Genomic DNA, 16,715 nt, shown 5'->3' on the forward strand with positions numbered 1-16,715 from the left:
AGCGCGCGTGGTTCGCGTGGCGGGGAAGGGCGCCTGGTGCTGGAAAACAGGCGATATTCCGTTGCGCGTGCCATCTTGGGCGGAAACGCCGCGCCCAGACCCGCTACAATCGTCGCCCGAGGTATTTGATGATGGCGTTTCGATAATGGGTTTTGGCTGGTTCGGATTTTCGACCTTGTGGCTTGTGCCGCTGGTGTGGCGCCAGGTGGCGCGCCTGCTCGCCGGCGAGCGCCGGTTCTTCAGTGGACGCGGCACGCTGCGGGTATGGCTGGGCACGTTGATCGTGCTGTGTGCAAGCGCCTCGCTCGAAGCGCTGACAGGCGCGGCGGGCGAGGGCGGCATGGCGGGCAGCACGTCGGGCGGCAGCGCCGGGCGCGCGCTGGGCACCCTGGTTTCCGGCATGTTTGGCTGGAGCGCCAGCCTGCTGCTGATGCTGGGCGTGCTGGCCCTGGCCGCGCCAATGGTGTTTGGCGAAACCTGGCGCAGCCTGTTCCTGCGCAAGCCCAGCTTGCCTGAGCCGGACGAGGCCGACATGGCGCCCCTGCGCACGCCCGCCCGCACCGCGCGCGAGCCGGACAGCTGGGAGACCACCCACCTCGGCGCCACGCATACCGCCGTGCCGGGCTCGACCGATTACGTGCCCCGCCACAAGGGCATCGAAGCCGTATCGGCGCGGCGTCAGCCGGTCTGGCAGCCGCCGGCGCGCACCCGCAATTCGCCGCCGCAGCCGGGCGAGATCTGGCTGCAGCAGGCCGGGCCGCCGGGCGCCGCCAAGCCTGAGTACCCCGCGCCCGTATCTCCGCCGCCTGCAGCCAAGGCGCCCGTCAGGCCGGCGCCGCTGCGCACCCCCAGCCAGCCGCAAGCCACCAGTCCGGCAACCGCCCGCACGGCATCCGCCGCGGCGTCGGCTGCGGCGGCCAGTGCCGCGGGGGCAGTGCAGGCGCGCGCCGCCAGTCCTGCCCCGGCAGCGGCTGCACGCGCGACCGTGGTCAGCGGCCCCGTGCGCCAGCCGCAGATGAGCGCACGCTCGGCCATCACGACACTGCCGCAAGCCAACGCGCGACCCGCCCAGCCCGCTGCGGCAAAGAGCGTGACGACGGCTGCCGCGGTGCCGCCGGCTGTCATGCCGGTTGCGCAGGATGACGTAGCGCGCAAGCAGCAAGGCGAACAGGTTGCCGCCCTGCAGGCGCGGCCGGCGGCGGAAGAGCCGGCCAGCCAGGCGCAGGAAACCGAGGTGCTGGAGGCCGAGGCAGCCCCCGCAGTGGCGCCCGCCGAGCCGCAGGCTGTGGCGGTGCTATCCCCCGAGGATGTTGCCATTCCCGCCGCACCCGCCACCGCACCCGCTGACGCCCCGCAGGTTGCGCAGCCGCGCGCGGAATCCGCCGGGGAAGGCGCGACGCCCTCCGTGACGTTGGACGAACTCCGCCTGGAAGCCGAGGCGCTGATGGCGGAACTGACCGCACTGGCCGGCGCCTGGAAGTCGACGCGGCCTGCTGCTCCGGCTGCTCCGGCTGCTCCGGCTGCTCCGGCGGCCGATGCGCAGCCTGAGCCGGAAGCCGCCGTTGCTGTCGCCGAGGCAGCCACCGATGTGGTCACCGATGTGGTCACCGATGCGGTAAGCGGGGAGGCAGCGCCGGTCGTGGCCGAGGCATCGATCGAAAGCCCGGTGGAAGTGACAGCCGAAGCCAATGGTGAAGTTGTTGACGAGGCGTCCGCCGTGGATACCGGGGCGGCTGTCCCGGCCGAGTCCGAGGCGGTTGCATTGCCAGGTGCTGCCCTTGCGCCCCAGGCGGACGAACCGGCAATCGCTCAGGAGCCGGAAGGCGCCGCCGAGCCGGCCGCGGACGCCAAAGTCGAAGCCAAAGTCGAGCCTGAAGTAGCAGCACAAGCGGCTCCGGAGGCCGACGCCGCTCCCAACATCGTATTCATTCCGGATGCCGAAGCCGACTCCGACTCCTACATCGAGCCTGCGGCCGAACCCGAAGACACCACGGAAGAGATCGCCGAAGGCGTTCTCGATGCCAATCTGCTGGTCGAGCACCGCAGCGAGGACAGCGCTCCCAATCCCGAGCCCGCGGTAGAAGAAGCGCCGGCCCCGTTGCCCGAAACATTGCCAGCCGCGCCGCCGGCGCCCAAGCCGCGCATCGTTCTGCCGGCCGTGGTCGGCAAGGTGGTGGCGCTCGATGCGCCGGTAGCCGCCGCGGTATCCGCGGCACCCGCAGCGAGCGCAGTGCCGGCGTCGCAAGTCATTGCCGTCACGCCGCCGCCTTCCCGTATTTCGGACTACCGCTTGCCGGACCTAGGTTTGCTGGAAACCGCCACGGCCGACATCCAGCAGGTGACCGAGGAGCAGTTGCAGGAAACCGGCAACCTGATCGCGCAGCGCCTGGCGGAGTTCAAGGTGCCGGTGTCGGTGGTCGGCGCCTCGGCCGGCCCGGTCATCACGCGTTTCGAGGTGGATCCCGCCATGGGCGTGCGCGGCGCGCAGGTGGTGGGCCTGATGAAGGACCTGGCGCGGGCGCTGGGCGTGACCTCCATCCGCGTGGTCGAGACCATTCCCGGCAAGACCTGCATGGGGCTGGAGCTGCCGAACGCGCGGCGCCAGATGATCCGCCTGTCCGAGATCGTGGCCGCCTCGTCGTTCCTCGCGCATAACTCGCATCTGGTGCTGGCGATGGGCAAGGACATCACCGGCAACCCGGTGGTGACCGATCTTGCGCGCGCGCCGCACTTGCTGGTGGCCGGCACCACCGGCTCGGGCAAGTCGGTCGCGGTCAACGCCATGATCCTGTCCTTGCTGTACAAGGCCACGCCGGACGATGTGCGCCTGATCATGATCGACCCCAAGATGCTGGAGCTATCGGTCTACGAAGGTATCCCGCACCTGCTCTCGCCGGTGGTGACCGACATGAAGCAGGCCGCGCACGCGCTGAACTGGTGCGTGGGCGAAATGGAAAAGCGCTACCGCCTGATGTCGGCGCTGGGCGTGCGCAACCTGGCCGGCTTCAACCAGAAGATCCGCGCCGCCGAGGCCGCGGGCGAGCACGTGCCCAATCCGTTCTCGCTCACGCCCGATGCGCCCGAGCCGCTGCGCACGCTGCCGTTCATCGTGGTGGTGATCGACGAGCTGGCCGACCTGATGATGGTGGCCGGCAAGAAGATCGAAGAGCTGATCGCGCGTCTGGCGCAGAAGGCCCGCGCCGCCGGCATCCACCTGATCCTGGCCACGCAGCGCCCGTCGGTGGACGTGATCACCGGCCTGATCAAGGCCAATATCCCCACCCGGGTGGCATTCCAGGTCTCGTCCAAGATCGACTCGCGCACCATCCTTGACCAGATGGGCGCCGAGAGCCTGCTGGGGCAGGGCGACATGCTGTTCCTGCCGCCGGGCACCGGCTATCCGCAACGCGTTCACGGCGCCTTTGTGGCCGATGACGAAGTGCACCGCGTGGTGGAGCACTGGAAGCAGTTCGGCGAGCCCGACTACGACGAGGCCATCCTCGCGGGCGATCCTGGCGAGGCCGCAGCGTCGGACCTGTTCGGCGAAGGCGGTGGCGATGCGGAGGCCGACCCGTTGTACGACGAAGCCGCCTCCTTCGTGCTCACCAGCCGCCGGGCGTCGATTTCCGCCGTGCAGCGCCAGTTGCGCATCGGCTACAACCGTGCCGCGCGCCTGATCGAGCAGATGGAAGTGGCGGGACTGGTTTCGCCGATGGGCCGCAATGGTGCGCGCGACGTGCTCGCGCCGGGCCCGGGCGAATGACGTTGACGGCAGGCGTGCCGCTCAACCGGAGACGATGATGGATGCCAAGGGCAACCCGCCGCCTGTGCCGCAGGGGAACCTGCTGGCGCAGGTGCCGGTGGACCGGACTGCCGAGCGCTTCGACGCCTTGCTGGAGCGGCCCGGCCTGAAGATCGAGCGCATCGTCTCGAACGGCCAGGCCAGCCCAAAGGGCTTCTGGTACGACAGCGCGCAGGACGAATGGGTGCTGCTGGTGAGCGGCAGCGCCGGCCTGCATATCGAGGGCGAGGCCGAGCCGCGCAAGCTTGCGTGCGGCGACTATCTGCATCTGCCGGCGCATTGCCGGCATCGCGTGGCGTGGACCGATGCGCAACAGCCGACCGTCTGGCTGGCGGTGCATTGCAGTGCTCCAAGCCAGATTGAAGGCTAGCGTCAAGCGAGCGCCGGCCCTCTCCCCCGGCCCCTCTCCCACTGCGTGGGAGAGGGGAGCAAACCGAGCGATCCGCAAGCGTATAGCCTCAATCTCTCGCAGGCTTAGCTCCCCTCTCCCGCGTGCGGGAGAGGGGTTGGGGGAGAGGGCGGGCGCGAGCCGAAGCCGGCAGCGTTTACCACCACCTCAGCCCCCGTCAACCGGAAACACCGGCTCCCCCAGGTTCAGCATCAACCGGTTCGCCCACGCAAAGATCGCGATCGAGTGAATCAGGTCGAGGATCTCTGCGTCGCTCACGCCCACCTCGCGCAGCGCGCGCAAGGTGTCGGCGTTGACCGCATCCGGCCGCTCGGTCAGCGCGATCGAGAACTTCGAGATCGCCTGCTCGCGCGCGGTGGTGCCCGCCGTATGCGGGTCCTCGAAGACCTGGGTGATCACATCGTTGCGCTTGGCCAGTTGCTCGAAGCGCTGGGCATGCACCGACGCGCAGTACACGCAGCCGTTGATGCGCGACACCACCGTGCTGGCCAGCTCCCGCTCGGCGCGCGCCATGCCGCCGGGGGCGTACATGATGGCGTTGAAGGCCGTGGAGCGCTGGCGCAGGATCTCGGGCTGGTGCACCAGGAACAGGTAGTAGTCCGATACCTTGGCTTTGGGATGGCTTTCTTCCAGCACCGCGACCTGCTCGGGCGTGGCCTGGTCCACCTGTACCACGTCCAGCCAGGCCTTCCAGTCAAGTACTTCGTTGGTGAAGCCGTTTGCCTTGATGGGTGCGCTCATGCCGCGGCCTCCTGGGATTGCAGGGTTTTCAGGGCCTTCAGGCCGGCTACCAGGCGCACCTGGTAGGACAGGAATGCAATCAGCTGGGCCAGCGTCACCACGTCAGGCGTGGCCAGGCCGGCGGCGGGCAGGGCCTTGAGGGCGGCTTCGTCGCCGGCGACCGGGTTCTCGATCAGGGTGCGGGTGAAGGCGAGGATGGCGCGCAGGCGCGGATCGGCCAGCGATTCCGGATCGCCTTGCCCGGCCACGGCGACCAGGGCGGCATCGGCGCCGGCCTGCGCCAGGCGCGCGCTGTAATGCGCAACCAGTTCCGGCGCGGGTGTCAGGCGCGCGGCATAGAGCGCCACCAGCAGGCGCTCGGTCAGCGGCAGGCCGGGCAGGGCGGGATCGAACAGCGCGTCATAGCTGCCTTGCGTGGAGGCGGCGACTTTCTCGCGCTGATGGCGCAGTGCATGGGTGGCCGAGCCGGCGGCGAGGCCGGCTGCGTGGTCCACCACGTCGGCGGTGGCTGGGTTGGCTTGGGTCATGATGGGTTCTCGGTCTTGACTCAGTGATTTTGTTGTTCGGTCGTTCAGGCCTGGCCGGCATGGCTGGCGACCGCACGCGCCAGGAACTCGCGCACGCCGATCCACGATTGCTCGTCCGCCACGGCATTCGCCGCCGGTGTGCCGCCCGTGGTGCTGATGCGCCTGGACGCCGGATGCGCATAGACCATCTGCGTGGTCGGCACGTAGGGGAAGAGGATGGCATGGCCCGCCTCCTCGAAATCCAGGTGCCTGACCGCATGCGGATGCCCGGCCTCGGCCAGCTTGTCCGCCACCATGCGCGAATACAGGCTGGAAGGCCAGGAGCCGTCGTCGGTGCCCGACAGCAGCATCACCGGCCCGCGGATATCCTCGACCCGGATGCGGGCGCGCGCCACCGCGTCGGGGTCTTGCAGCGCGGTCAGGATGGCGCGTTCATGCCGGTGCGGCGCCGGGCCTTCGTCAAAGGGCGCCCAGCTTGCCGTACGGTTGTTCTCCCACACATGCGGCAGCGGCTTGCCGTGGTGCAGCCAGGCCGGGCCTTCGCGGCCGATGGCGGGGGCGGCGGCGTTCTGCGCGCTGTGCACCACCGCGCCGGGCACGTAGCCGATCACCGCCGAGACCAGTTCGGGGAAGGTCGCACCCAGCAGCAGCACAAGCTCGCCGCCGCGCGACTGGCCCGACAGCGCGATGAAATCGTGCGCCGGCCGGACGTGTTCGCGGATCCAGTGCAGGCCTCGCTCGAAGTATTCCAGAGGCGTATTGGAGATGTAGTCCGATAGCCCCGGCGCCTTGAAGTACGCCAATGCCAGCGCGGCGTACCCGCGCGAGGCATAGAGCGCGGCGCGCGGTTCGTTGATGCCGCCGCCCGAGCCGTTGAGCACCATCACCGCCGGATGCGGGCCGGGGCCCGCGGGCAAGTAAAGCGTGCCGACCAGGCCGTCCTCGCGTACTTCCCGGCGGGTCACACCGGCAGCCGCCAGGCGCTGCACCAGTTCGCCGTTTGTTTCGCCGCCGCCTGCCCGCACCGTGACCTCGGTCACGAGCGGCCGGGTGGCGTCGGCATGGAATTGCTCGCGGCTGTCGCTGTCGACCGGGCGCTGCGACCACAGCAGGCCCATGGCGCTCACGCCGGCGTAGCTGCCCGACAGCGGCGCGTCGCGCTCCAGGTCCACGGTGCCGGCGGCGTTTGCCACGAACACGGCTTCGCTGGCCCAGGGGATATCCCGGCCGCGCAGCGTGCGCGTGGCGATGGCGATGGTTTCGCCGGGGCGCAGGCCCGATACGGAAATCCGCCGCGCGACGTCGATCAGGTCGTCGGCCGGCGTGATGTGAAGCTGTGCCATGTTCGCTCCGCCTTACTTGCCGTCGCGCGTGACCATCATCGCCGCAGTGCGGTCGCTGGTCATCGGCGCAACCTTCAGGCCCTTCCTGGCGGCCCAGATGTTCTGGTAGTGGTAGAGCGGCAGCACGCCTACATCGTCCGACACCAGCTTGACCGAGCGGCGCAGGATGGCTTCGCGCTTGGGCACGTCGAACTCGGCGGTGGATTCGTCCAGCGTCTTGTCCACGGCCGGGTTGCTGTAGTGGCCCCAGTTGGAGGCGCCCAGGCCCTTCTTGGCATCCACGGTGGCCAGCACGTTGACCAGCGCATAGCTGGCCTCGCCGGTGCCGTTACCCCAGGCCAGCATGCTGACCGCGTATTCGTTCTTGTTGGCGCGGCCGGCGTAGACCGACCAGGGCACCACTTCCACCTGGGTCTTGACGCCGATGCGGGTCCAGAACTGGGCTACCGCCTGCGCGGTCTCGGGGCCTTGCGGATAGCGGTCGTTCGGCGCGTGGATGGTCAGCTTGAAGCCATCCTTGAACCCGGCCTCGGCCAGCAGCTTCTTGGCCTGCTCCGGATCGTAGGGAATGTCCTTGACCTCCGGGTTGTAGCCGAAAGTGCTCTTGGGCATCCACTGGTTGGCCACGCTGGCGGTGTTCTGCAGGATGCGGCCCACCACCGCCTGGCGGTTGATGGCCAGCGACAGCGCGCGGCGCACGCGCACGTCCAGCAGCGGGTTCTTGTCGAGCGGCTTGCCGGCGTTATCGGTGATGTACGGATTTGGGCCGGGCTTGAAGCTCGGCTGCAGCAGCATCACGCGCAGGCCGGCGTAGGGAAACACGCTGACGTTGGGCGATTGCTCGAGCTTGGCCAGGTCGGAGACCGACACCTTGTCGATCACATCGACGTCGCCGGACAGCAGCGCGGCGGTGCGGGCCGGGCCGTTGTTGATATAGCGGTAGTTGACCTGCTGCCAGGCCGGCTTGCCGTCCCAGTAGCCGTCATTGCGCGCCATCATCACGCGGTCGCCTGGCGTGTAGGAGATGAACTTGTACGGGCCGGTGCCGACCACGGCACGGCCGCTGTTGTAGTCCTCGGTGCTGGCCTTCTCGCCCACATGCTTGCTGACGATATGGATCGATGCCAGGTTCAGCGGCAGGTCCGGGTTCGGGATATTGGTCTTGATGACCAGGGTGTACGGGTCCTTGGCGTTCATCGACTCGATGGTGCGCAGGTAGCCCGCGTACGACGCCACGCTGCCCGGCACATTGCGCGCGCGCTGGTAGGAGAAGATGACGTCCTCCGCGCCGAAGGGCTTGCCATCCTGCCACTTCACATCGCGGCGCAGCTTGAATTCCCAGGTCTTGTCGTCCAGCGCCTTCCACGACAGGGCCAGCCCCGGTTGCAGCTTGTTGTCCTTGTTCTCGATCAGCAGGTCCCAGAAATGCAGGTCCACCGAACGGTCGCCGGCGTGGTTATTGAGCTGCGGGTCCAGCGACGAAAGCGGATCGGCAAAGGCGATCGACAAGGACTGCGCGCAGGCCGCGCCGGCGCAGAGCATGGCGGCAACGGTGGCGCTGATCGAGAGGGACAGCAGGCGTTTCATGGGCAGGTTTCCTCGGGGCGATGAGAGTATTTGAGAAGCGTGGCGCGCATTAGCCAACCTCGTTCAGGTGGCAGGCGCTGAGATGGTTCACGGCGATGCCGCGCAGGCGCGGCACCTCGGTCCGGCAGCGCGCCATGGCATGCGGGCAGCGCGGATGGAAGTGGCAGCCCGGCGGCGGCGCCAGTGGGCTGGGAATCTCGCCCTTGATGGCGGTGAAGGTCTTGTGGCGCGAGTCCAGGCGCGGGATTTCCGCCAGCAGCGCTTGCGTGTACGGGTGGTTGGCCTGCCGGAAGATGTCTTGCGTCGGCGCGCTCTCCACCACGCGGCCCAGGTACATGATGACCACGCGGTCCGATACATGCTCCACCACGCCAAGATCGTGGCTGATAAAGAGATAGGTCAGGCCAAGCTGCTCGCGCAGGTCCATGAACAGGTTGAGCACCTGCGCCTGGATCGACACGTCCAGAGCAGCCACCGCCTCGTCGCACACCAGCAATTCCGGCTGCACGGCGAGCGCCCTGGCAATGCCGATGCGCTGGCGCTGCCCCCCGCTGAACTGGTGCGGGTAGCGCTGGCGCAGCACCGGATCCAGCCCGGCGCGCTCCAGCTGCGCGCTAACGTAATCGTCGAAGCGGGCCGCGTCCACCAGCCCGTGCAGCCGCGCGCCTTCGCCGACGATGCGATCCACGCGCAAGCGGGGATTCAGGCTGGCGTACGGATCCTGGAACACCATCTGGATCTTCAGCCGCAGTGCGCGGCGCTCGCTCGCATCCAGGCCCTCGATGCTTTGGCCATCCACACGGATCTGCCCAGCAGACGGCTGCAGCAGGCCGGCCACCATGCGGCCAAGCGTGGATTTGCCGCAACCGGATTCGCCGACCAGGCCAACCACTTCGCCCCGGCGGATCTGCAGGTCCACGCCGTCCACCGCGTGAGTGACGGGCGCGGGCTCCGACCAGCCCATGCGCTGCAGTGCGCGGCCAAAACGGCCGGGATGCTGCTCGCCAAAGCGCTTGGCGAGACCATGAGCGTCGATCAGGGCGGGCAATTGTGGCGCCTCGCCGGCAGCGTGTTCAGTCGGCTTCATGCGAACTCCGCGGCAACGGCCGGCTGGCCCGGATGGAAACAGCGTACCTGGCGCATGGCTTGCGGCGAGGTGATGACGGGCGCCTGCCCGCAGGCACTGGACACGCGCGGGCAGCGTGCCGCAAAGGCGCAGCCCGGCGGCATCGTCAGCAGGTTGGGCGTCATGCCGGGAATCTGGCGCAGCCGCTGGCCGCGCTTGTTCAGGCTCGGCAGGCTGCCGATCAGGCCGGCGGTGTAGGGGTGCAGCGGATGGTCCAGCACGGCGTCGACCGGGCCCTGCTCCACGATGCGGCCGGCATACATCACGGCGACTTCATCGGCCAGGCCGGCTACGACGGACAGGTCGTGCGTGATCCAGATCAGCGCGGTGCCATGCTGGCGCGCCAGCTTCTGCACTTCGGACAGGATCTGCGCCTGGATGGTGACATCCAGCGCGGTGGTCGGCTCGTCGGCAATGATCAGGTCGGGCCGGTGCAGCATGGCGATGGCAATCGCCACGCGCTGGCGCATGCCGCCGGAGAGCTGGTGCGGGTAGGCGCGCAGGCGTTCCTCCGGGCTGGGGATGCCCATCATGCCCAGCGTGTCGCGTGCCAGTTCGCGGGCCTGCTTGTGGCTGGCGGGGCTGTGCGCGCGCACGGCCTCGATCATCTGCGCGTCCACCCGCATCACCGGATTGAGCGTCATCATCGGATCCTGGAAGATCATCGCGATGCGGTTGCCCTGCAGCTGGCGCAGCTCCGCTGGCCGCATGCTGGTCAGCTCCCGGCCCTGGAACAGGATCTCGCCGCCGACGATGCGTCCCGGCGCGTCGACCAGGCCCATGATGGAAAAGCCCGTGACCGATTTGCCGGAGCCGGATTCGCCCACCAGCCCGAGGATGCGGCCGCGCGGCACGGTGAAGGAGACGTCGTCCACTGCCGGCAGCACGCCCGCGCGGGTTTCGAAGTGCGTGCGCAGATGGCGGACTTCCAGCGTCGGCGCGGCGTTGTTGATGTCCGGCGTGGTCATTTCTGCAACCTCGGGTTGAGCACGTCGCGCAGGCGGTCGCCCACCAGGTTGATGGCCACCACCGTGACCAGCAGCGCGATGCCGGGGAAGAAGCTGATCCAGTATTCGTCGGACAGCATGAACTGGTAGCCGTTGGCAATCAGCAGGCCTAGGGAGGGCTCGGTCACCGGCACGCCCAGGCCGAGGAAGGACAGGGTAGCCTCCAGCGTGATGGCGCGCGCCACCTGCAGCGAGGCAATGACGATCAGCGGCGGCAGGCAGTTCGGCAGGATATGGCCCACCACGATGCGCCAGTTGGAAATGCCCTGGCCGCGCGCGGCTTCCACGTATTCCCGCCGGCTTTCCACCAGCGCCTGGCCACGCGCGGCGCGCGCATAGTAAGCCCACTCCAGGATCACCAGCGTCAGCACCACATTGGTCACGCCCTTGCCGAGGAAGGCCAGGATCATCATCGCGACCAGGATCGATGGGAACGACAGCAGCAGGTCCACGGTGCGCATGATCACGCTGTCCACGCGCCCGCCGGCATAAGCGGCCAGCAGGCCGAGCAGGGTACCGATGACGCCAGCGATCAGCGCCGAGCCCACGCCCACGCTCAGGCTGATGCGCAGGCCGTAGAGGATGCCGGAGAAAATGTCGCGCCCCTGGCCGTCGGTGCCGAGCCAGTAGCTGTAGGTGCCGGTGCCGCTCGGCGTGCCGGGCGCAAGGCGCGCGTCCATGACGTCGAGCTGGAGCAGGTCGTATGGATTCTGCGGCGTGACCAGCGGCGCGAAGACCGCGGCCAGCACCAGGATCACCAGCAGCACCAGGCCGAACACGGCGGTGCGCGAGGCGAAGAAATCCGCCGCCATGCGGCGCCACGGCGATTCGCGGCGCAGCGCCTGGGGCGCCGCCGCAGCGGCGGCAGCGGTGTTGTCGATGGCGCTCATGTGGCGGCCTCCAGCCGCACGCGCGGGTCGAGCAGCTTGTAGAGAATGTCCACTATCAGGTTCAGCGTGACGAACAGGCACACCACCACGATCAGGTAGGAAACGATCACCGGGCGGTCCAGCGCGTTGATGCTGTCGAGGATCAGCTTGCCGGCGCCGGGCCAGGCGAAGATGCTCTCGGTCACCACCGCAAACGCGATGGTCGAGCCGAACTCCAGGCCCAGCACGGTGACCAGCGGAATCATCGTGTTGCGCAGCACATGGCCCAGCACCACCCGGATCGGCGACAGGCCCTTGGCGCGCGCGAACTTGACCCAGTCCTGCGGCAGCACCTCGCGCACGCCGGCGCGGGTCAGCCGCAGCACCAGCGAGACCTTGAACAGCGACAGGTTGATGGCCGGCAGGATCAGGTGGCGCAGGCCGTCGGCGGTCAGCCACGACCACGGCACGCCCAGCCACTCGGCAGTGGCGCCGCGCCCGCCCGAGGGCAGCCAGCCGAGCCGCACGCTGAAGGCCATGATCAGCATCAGCCCGACCCAGAAGGTGGGCAGCGAGAAGCCGACGATGCTGCCGGTCATCAGCACACGCGAGACCGGATGCTCCGGGTACAGCCCGGCAAAGAGACCGCAGGGCACGCCCACCAGCACCGCCAGCAGCAGCGCCGCCACGGCGAGTTCCAGCGTGGCCGGCAGCCGCTGCAGGATGAGCTGGATGGCGGGCACGTTATAGACAAAGCTGTTGCCCAGGTTGCCGTGCAGGGCACCTTGCAGGAAGGCGAGATACTGGCGCCAGAGCGGCTGGTCCAGCCCCAGCCTGGCGATGATGCGCGCGCGCTCGACCTGGTCCACGTCCTGGCCGATCAGGATATCGACCGGATTGCCGATCGCGTGCAGGCCGGCGAACACGATCACCGTCATCGCCAGCACTACCAGCAGCGATTGCGCCAGCCGCTTGGCCAGCCATCGGATCGGCCAGCGGCTCATGATGCGTTCGCCGCGTCGCTGGGCAGCGCCGGGGGCGGCCCGGCGGGAACCCACTCATCGCCGAATACTTCGGGCTCGGCGAAGGCTTCCATATTGGCGTAGTGCAGCGCCACGTCCTCCTGGTAGAGCAGGGCGGCGATGCCTTGACCGAGGCGCCTGGCGCCGTCGCTGATGGCCGGGATATCGCCCGATACGGTGCCGTGCGTCAGCGCCGCCGGGTAGCAGAAGCAGTGGATGCGCGACAGGCCCGGGCACGCGTGCGTCGTCTTCTCGAGGAATTCGAAGGCTGGGCCAAGGTCCGGCGAGTCCGACAGCTCCTGGTCTTCCTGCCCCGCAGCCGGGGAGTAGCGGTCGCGCCAGTAGCGGATATGGCGGGCGAAGGCGCCGAACTCCTCGCGCGTTTCCAGCGCAATGCGAAAGCCCGTGGAAAAGATCAGGAAATCCAGCTCGAACGCGCCCTTGGGCGTCTGCACCAGCAGCGCGTCACCGGCTTGCTCGATGCGCTCGATCGGGCAGGCCAGGTTGAAGCGCGCGTTCTCGTGCTGGGAGACCCGCAGCGTGCTGCCGCGCGGCGGCGGCACCTGCTGGGCGTTGATGTAATGGCGGATGCGCCATTTCCAGTCATCCGGCAGGCCGGGATGGCCATGCGTGAGGCCGGGGTTGCCCGCGCCCTTGCCCTTGTTGACGCGGGGGATGTCGGCGCGCCGTATCAACAGGTCGACGCTGGCCGCGCCCGCTTCCAGCGCGGTGGCGGCGCTGTCCATGGCGGACGCGCCCGCGCCGATCACGCCTACGCGCTTGCCGCGCAAGGTGCTGTAGTCGAACACATCGCTCGAATGCGCCCAGCGCGAGCGCGGCAGGTCCTGCGCGAAGGGCGGCACGTGCGCGCCGCCCAGTCCGTCGCGGCCGGTGGCCAGCACCACGCGGCGCGCCAGCACGGTCTGCGCGCCGGCGGGCGAGCGGATTTCCAGCACCACCAGGCCATCGGGGCGGGGCACCACACGCTCGACCCCGTGTTCGTTGCGCACGTCCAGGTCCAGCACCCGGCGATACCAGCGCAGGTAATCCATCCATTGCAGGCGCGGGATCTTGTCCAGCGCTTCCCAGGCGTTGGCGCCGAACTGCGCCTCGAACCAGGCGCGGAAGGTCAGGGCGGGCAGGCCCAGCGCGGGGCCGGTGAGCTGCTTGGGCGAGCGCAGCGTTTCCATGCGCGCGGTGGTGGCCCAAGGGCCTTCGAAGCCTTCCGGCGAGCGATCGAAGATGCGCGCGTTGATGCCCAGGTGCTTGAGCGTGGCCGCCGCGGCCATGCCGGCCATGCCGCCGCCGATCACGGCCACGTCCAGCACCGGCTCGCCGTCGTGCGTGCGCGCCACGGTCCAGCTCTTGGCGGGCAGTTCCAGCCAGGACAGGTCCTGGCGCAGGCGCGCTTCCAGGGCGGCAAGGCCGGCGGCGTTGGCGGCGGCTGCCGGGAAGGTGTCAGCGGGCGATTTCATAGGTCGGTTTGTTCCGTGTCGTAGGGCGTGCCGGCGGCCGGCTCGGTGGCGGCGGCGTCGCCATACAGCGCTTGCAGCAGCACGCCGTGCTGTTCCGGGCCGCGCTGGGTAAAGTCCGGCAGCAGCGCGCGGGCCGCGTCGGCCAGCGTGTCGATCAGCGCCAGCACCGCCGCGCTGGCGGGCCTGGCCTGCGGGGTGATCACGCCAAAGTAAAAGGGAATGTCGGCATCGATGGGGCGCACCACGATATCGGCCAGTGGCACGCCGCGCGCGGTCACCGGCTCCAGCACGGCAATGCCCAGCCCGGCGCGCACGGCCGTGAGCGCATTGAGCGAGGAGTTGGTGTCGATTAGCGCGGCCGGCTCCACCCCGGCGCGGGCAAACGCCTCGTCCAGGCGGCGGCGCAGCCGGTAGGGGTTCTGCATGGTGACGATGCGCCGGCCGCTGCAGGCGGCCAGCGGAATGGTGGCCAGCGCCGCCAGCGGATCGTCGGCGCGTACCGCGGCCACGCAGGCAGCCTGCCCGATCCAGTGCACGGTCACGCCGCGATGCTCCAGCGGCAGGCTGGTCAGCCCGATCTCGGCCGCGCCGGTGAGCACCGAATGCACGACTTTTTCGGGGGAAGCGCTATTGATATGGATGTGGCTGGCGTGGCCGGGGGAGCCTGCCTTCCCGGCCGTTGCAGCCGTCGCATGGTCCGGCTGGTGGCCGGTCAGGGCCAGGGGCAACAACCCGGCCGCCAGGGCCGGCGTGGCCGCGATCTGCAGCGAGCGGTTTTCCTCGCGGGCGATTTCGGCGGCGCGGGCGCGGATCTGCTGCAGGCCGACCAGCGCGTGCTCCACCTCCTCATACAGCAGGAAGCCACGCTCGGTAGGGCTCACGCGCGGCCCGCTACGGGCGAACAGCGCAAAGCCGATCTCGCTTTCCAGCTCCTGGATCAGGCGCGTGATGGCCGGCTGGGAGCGCCCCAGCAGGCGCCCGGCGGCGGTCACGCTGCCGCTGGTCATGACTGCCGCGAAGGCTTCCAGTTGCCGGATTTCCATGGGGGCCCGAGTTGCTGATGCTATGTATGTGTTTTGTGGATTCTCGCCCCGCTAGCATTCGGATTGCAAATACTATTTTCATATGTGCTCATGCGGCACAAAGTGGGTGCGCGCCGGCGTCGCTGTCGAGGCCATGCACGTATCATGTGATGAACCGGCCCGGCAGTCCGCGTGCCACGCACCATGCCCAGGAGAGCGCTTCATTTGACCTTGCAACCCGGAAGCCCGCGCCGTACCGAGCCTTGGCTGGCCATGCTCCTGTGCTGGGCGCTGGCCTGCCTGTCGCTGCTGGCCGCGGCCGGCACGGCCCGCGCCGATACCCTGCGGGTCGGCTCCAAGCGCTTCACCGAGTCCTACATCCTCGGGGAAATCCTCACCCAGGCCGCTGCCGCCCAGGGCAGCGCACAGCACACGCCGGGCCTTGGCAACACAGCGATCGTGTTCGAGGCGCTCAAGGCCGGCAGCATCGACCTGTATCCCGACTACACCGGCACCGTTTCCAGCGAAATCCTCAAGCTGCCCGCCGGCGCCAGCCTGGCGCAGATCAACCAGGCGCTGGCGCCGCTGGGCCTGGCGGCAGGGATTCCGCTTGGCTTCGAGAACACCTATGCGCTCGCCGTGGAGGCGCACAAGGCGCAGCAACTCGGGCTGGCGACGCTGGGCGACCTGGCCGCGCGGCCGCAGCTGCGTCTCGGGCTGTCGCATGAATTCCTGGGCCGGGCGGATGGCTGGCCCGGGCTGGCGCAGCGCTACGGCTTGCGCCAGCGGCCGCTCGGGCTGGACCACGGCGTGGCCTACGAAGCCCTGGCCAACGGGCAGGTCGACGCCATCGACATCTATTCCACCGACGCGAAGATCCGCAAATACGGGCTGCGCGTGCTGACGGATGACCGCCATTACTTCCCCCGCTATGACGCCGTGGTGCTCTACCGCCTGGACCTGCCGCAGCGCTTCCCGGCCGCCTGGCAGGCATTGACGGGGCTGGCCGGCAAGGTGAGCGCGGCGGACATGATCGCCATGAATGCCGCGGCGGAACTGGATGGGCAATCCTTTGCCGCCGTGGCGCGGTCTTTCCTGGCGCATGGCAATGCCGGTGCGACGGACGCAACGGCCGGCGGGCGCGCCGGCCTAGCCGGCACCTTGTTTGGCCGCGATACCTTGCGGCTGACCTGGCGCCACCTGGCCCTGGTGCTGGGAGCGGTTGGCGCGGCCACCTTGCTGGGCGTGCCGCTGGGCATCGTCGCCGCGCGCCGGCAGCGGCTAGGGCAGGCGCTGATGGCCGCGGTGAGCGTGCTGCAGACCGTGCCGTCGCTGGCCCTGCTGGCGATGCTGATCCCGCTGCTGGGGCGCATCGGCGTCTGGCCGGCGATGGTGGCGCTGTTCCTCTATGCGCTGCTGCCGATCGTGCGCAACACGCTGACCGGCCTGCAGCAGGTGCCAGCCGGCATGCGCGAGGCGGCGCGCGCCCTGGGCTTCACGCCCGGCCAGGTGCTGCGCTATGTGGAGCTCCCGCTGTCGATGCCGGTGCTGCTGGCCGGCATCAAGACGGCCGCCATCATCAGCGTGGGCACCGCCACCATTGCCGCCTTTGTCGGCGCTGGCGGCTATGGCGAGCGCATCGCCACCGGGCTGGCGCTGAACGACCATGTGCTGCTGATGGCGGGCGCCATCCCGGCCGCCGTGCTTGCGCTGCTGGTGCAGGCCGGGTTCGAGCTGGGGGAATGGTATCTGGGCAGGCATGCCCGGGGCGGGACGATAACCTGA

11 protein-coding genes and 1 pseudogene are annotated in these 16,715 nt (G+C 69.1%); 3 read left to right on the plus strand and 9 right to left on the minus strand.

All coding sequences use genetic code 11. The features are described 5' to 3' along the window. Window positions 1-145: 145 nt before the first annotated feature. Both ACYP5B_RS31900 and ACYP5B_RS31905 read left to right on the plus strand, forming a co-directional pair. A complete protein-coding gene (locus ACYP5B_RS31900; protein WP_459572305.1) occupies window positions 146-3,763 on the plus strand; it encodes an FtsK/SpoIIIE family DNA translocase in 3,618 nt (1,205 codons plus the stop codon). Window positions 3,764-3,797: 34 nt separating this feature from the next. Then, window positions 3,798-4,172, plus strand: a complete 375-nt coding sequence (locus ACYP5B_RS31905) for a cupin domain-containing protein (protein WP_400103695.1) — start codon at window positions 3,798-3,800, stop codon at window positions 4,170-4,172. A gap of 186 nt (window positions 4,173-4,358) precedes the next feature. Here ACYP5B_RS31905 and ACYP5B_RS31910 read toward each other — a convergent pair. From ACYP5B_RS31910 to ACYP5B_RS31950, 9 genes and pseudogenes are all read right to left on the minus strand, one after another. Then, window positions 4,359-5,407 (minus strand): annotated as a pseudogene (locus tag ACYP5B_RS31910) (CMD domain-containing protein); the annotation flags it as partial. A gap of 116 nt (window positions 5,408-5,523) precedes the next feature. Next, on the minus strand, window positions 5,524-6,822 hold the full coding sequence (locus tag ACYP5B_RS31915) for an acyl-CoA thioester hydrolase/BAAT C-terminal domain-containing protein (RefSeq protein ID WP_459572306.1): 1,299 nt from the start codon (window positions 6,820-6,822) through the stop codon (window positions 5,524-5,526). 12 nt (window positions 6,823-6,834) lie between these two features. Then, window positions 6,835-8,409, minus strand: a complete 1,575-nt coding sequence (locus ACYP5B_RS31920; protein WP_459572307.1) for an ABC transporter substrate-binding protein — start codon at window positions 8,407-8,409, stop codon at window positions 6,835-6,837. A 49-nt stretch (window positions 8,410-8,458) separates the two neighbouring features. Then, window positions 8,459-9,496, minus strand: coding sequence for an ABC transporter ATP-binding protein (locus ACYP5B_RS31925; RefSeq protein ID WP_459572308.1), 1,038 nt, complete (start codon window positions 9,494-9,496; stop codon window positions 8,459-8,461). Next, window positions 9,493-10,503, minus strand: coding sequence for an ABC transporter ATP-binding protein (locus ACYP5B_RS31930; RefSeq protein ID WP_400093415.1), 1,011 nt, complete (start codon window positions 10,501-10,503; stop codon window positions 9,493-9,495). The genes ACYP5B_RS31925 and ACYP5B_RS31930 overlap by 4 nt, the downstream gene beginning before the upstream one ends. Further along, window positions 10,500-11,432, minus strand: a complete 933-nt coding sequence (locus ACYP5B_RS31935) for an ABC transporter permease (protein ID WP_318236115.1) — start codon at window positions 11,430-11,432, stop codon at window positions 10,500-10,502. The genes ACYP5B_RS31930 and ACYP5B_RS31935 overlap by 4 nt, the downstream gene beginning before the upstream one ends. Beyond that, on the minus strand, window positions 11,429-12,415 hold the full coding sequence (locus ACYP5B_RS31940) for an ABC transporter permease (protein ID WP_318236116.1): 987 nt from the start codon (window positions 12,413-12,415) through the stop codon (window positions 11,429-11,431). The genes ACYP5B_RS31935 and ACYP5B_RS31940 overlap by 4 nt, the downstream gene beginning before the upstream one ends. After that, a complete protein-coding gene (locus ACYP5B_RS31945) occupies window positions 12,412-13,908 on the minus strand; it encodes an NAD(P)-binding domain-containing protein (RefSeq protein WP_459572309.1) in 1,497 nt (498 codons plus the stop codon). The genes ACYP5B_RS31940 and ACYP5B_RS31945 overlap by 4 nt, the downstream gene beginning before the upstream one ends. Next, entirely contained in the window at window positions 13,905-14,951 is a 1,047-nt protein-coding gene (locus ACYP5B_RS31950; protein ID WP_459572310.1) for a LysR family transcriptional regulator, read from the minus strand. The genes ACYP5B_RS31945 and ACYP5B_RS31950 overlap by 4 nt, the downstream gene beginning before the upstream one ends. 252 nt (window positions 14,952-15,203) lie before the next feature. Between ACYP5B_RS31950 and ACYP5B_RS31955 the strand changes: the two genes are divergently transcribed. Further along, window positions 15,204-16,715, plus strand: a complete 1,512-nt coding sequence (locus tag ACYP5B_RS31955; RefSeq protein ID WP_459572327.1) for a glycine betaine ABC transporter substrate-binding protein — start codon at window positions 15,204-15,206, stop codon at window positions 16,713-16,715.

It is taken from the genome of Cupriavidus sp. 8B, assembly GCF_054589115.1.

Excerpts from the sequence above, each read along its gene's own strand:
- ACYP5B_RS31920 (WP_459572307.1), bottom strand. The coding sequence starts at position 8,409 with ATGAAACGCCTGCTGTCCCTCTCGATCAGCGCCACCGTTGCCGCCATG.
- ACYP5B_RS31955 (WP_459572327.1), top strand. The coding sequence starts at position 15,204 with ATGCTCCTGTGCTGGGCGCTGGCCTGCCTGTCGCTGCTGGCCGCGGCC.
- ACYP5B_RS31935 (WP_318236115.1), bottom strand. The coding sequence starts at position 11,432 with ATGAGCGCCATCGACAACACCGCTGCCGCCGCTGCGGCGGCGCCCCAG.
- ACYP5B_RS31930 (WP_400093415.1), bottom strand. The coding sequence starts at position 10,503 with ATGACCACGCCGGACATCAACAACGCCGCGCCGACGCTGGAAGTCCGC.
- ACYP5B_RS31940 (WP_318236116.1), bottom strand. The coding sequence starts at position 12,415 with ATGAGCCGCTGGCCGATCCGATGGCTGGCCAAGCGGCTGGCGCAATCG.
- ACYP5B_RS31925 (WP_459572308.1), bottom strand. The coding sequence starts at position 9,496 with ATGAAGCCGACTGAACACGCTGCCGGCGAGGCGCCACAATTGCCCGCC.
- ACYP5B_RS31915 (WP_459572306.1), bottom strand. The coding sequence starts at position 6,822 with ATGGCACAGCTTCACATCACGCCGGCCGACGACCTGATCGACGTCGCG.
- ACYP5B_RS31945 (WP_459572309.1), bottom strand. The coding sequence starts at position 13,908 with ATGAAATCGCCCGCTGACACCTTCCCGGCAGCCGCCGCCAACGCCGCC.
- ACYP5B_RS31905 (WP_400103695.1), top strand. The coding sequence starts at position 3,798 with ATGATGGATGCCAAGGGCAACCCGCCGCCTGTGCCGCAGGGGAACCTG.
- ACYP5B_RS31900 (WP_459572305.1), top strand. The coding sequence starts at position 146 with ATGGGTTTTGGCTGGTTCGGATTTTCGACCTTGTGGCTTGTGCCGCTG.
- ACYP5B_RS31950 (WP_459572310.1), bottom strand. The coding sequence starts at position 14,951 with ATGGAAATCCGGCAACTGGAAGCCTTCGCGGCAGTCATGACCAGCGGC.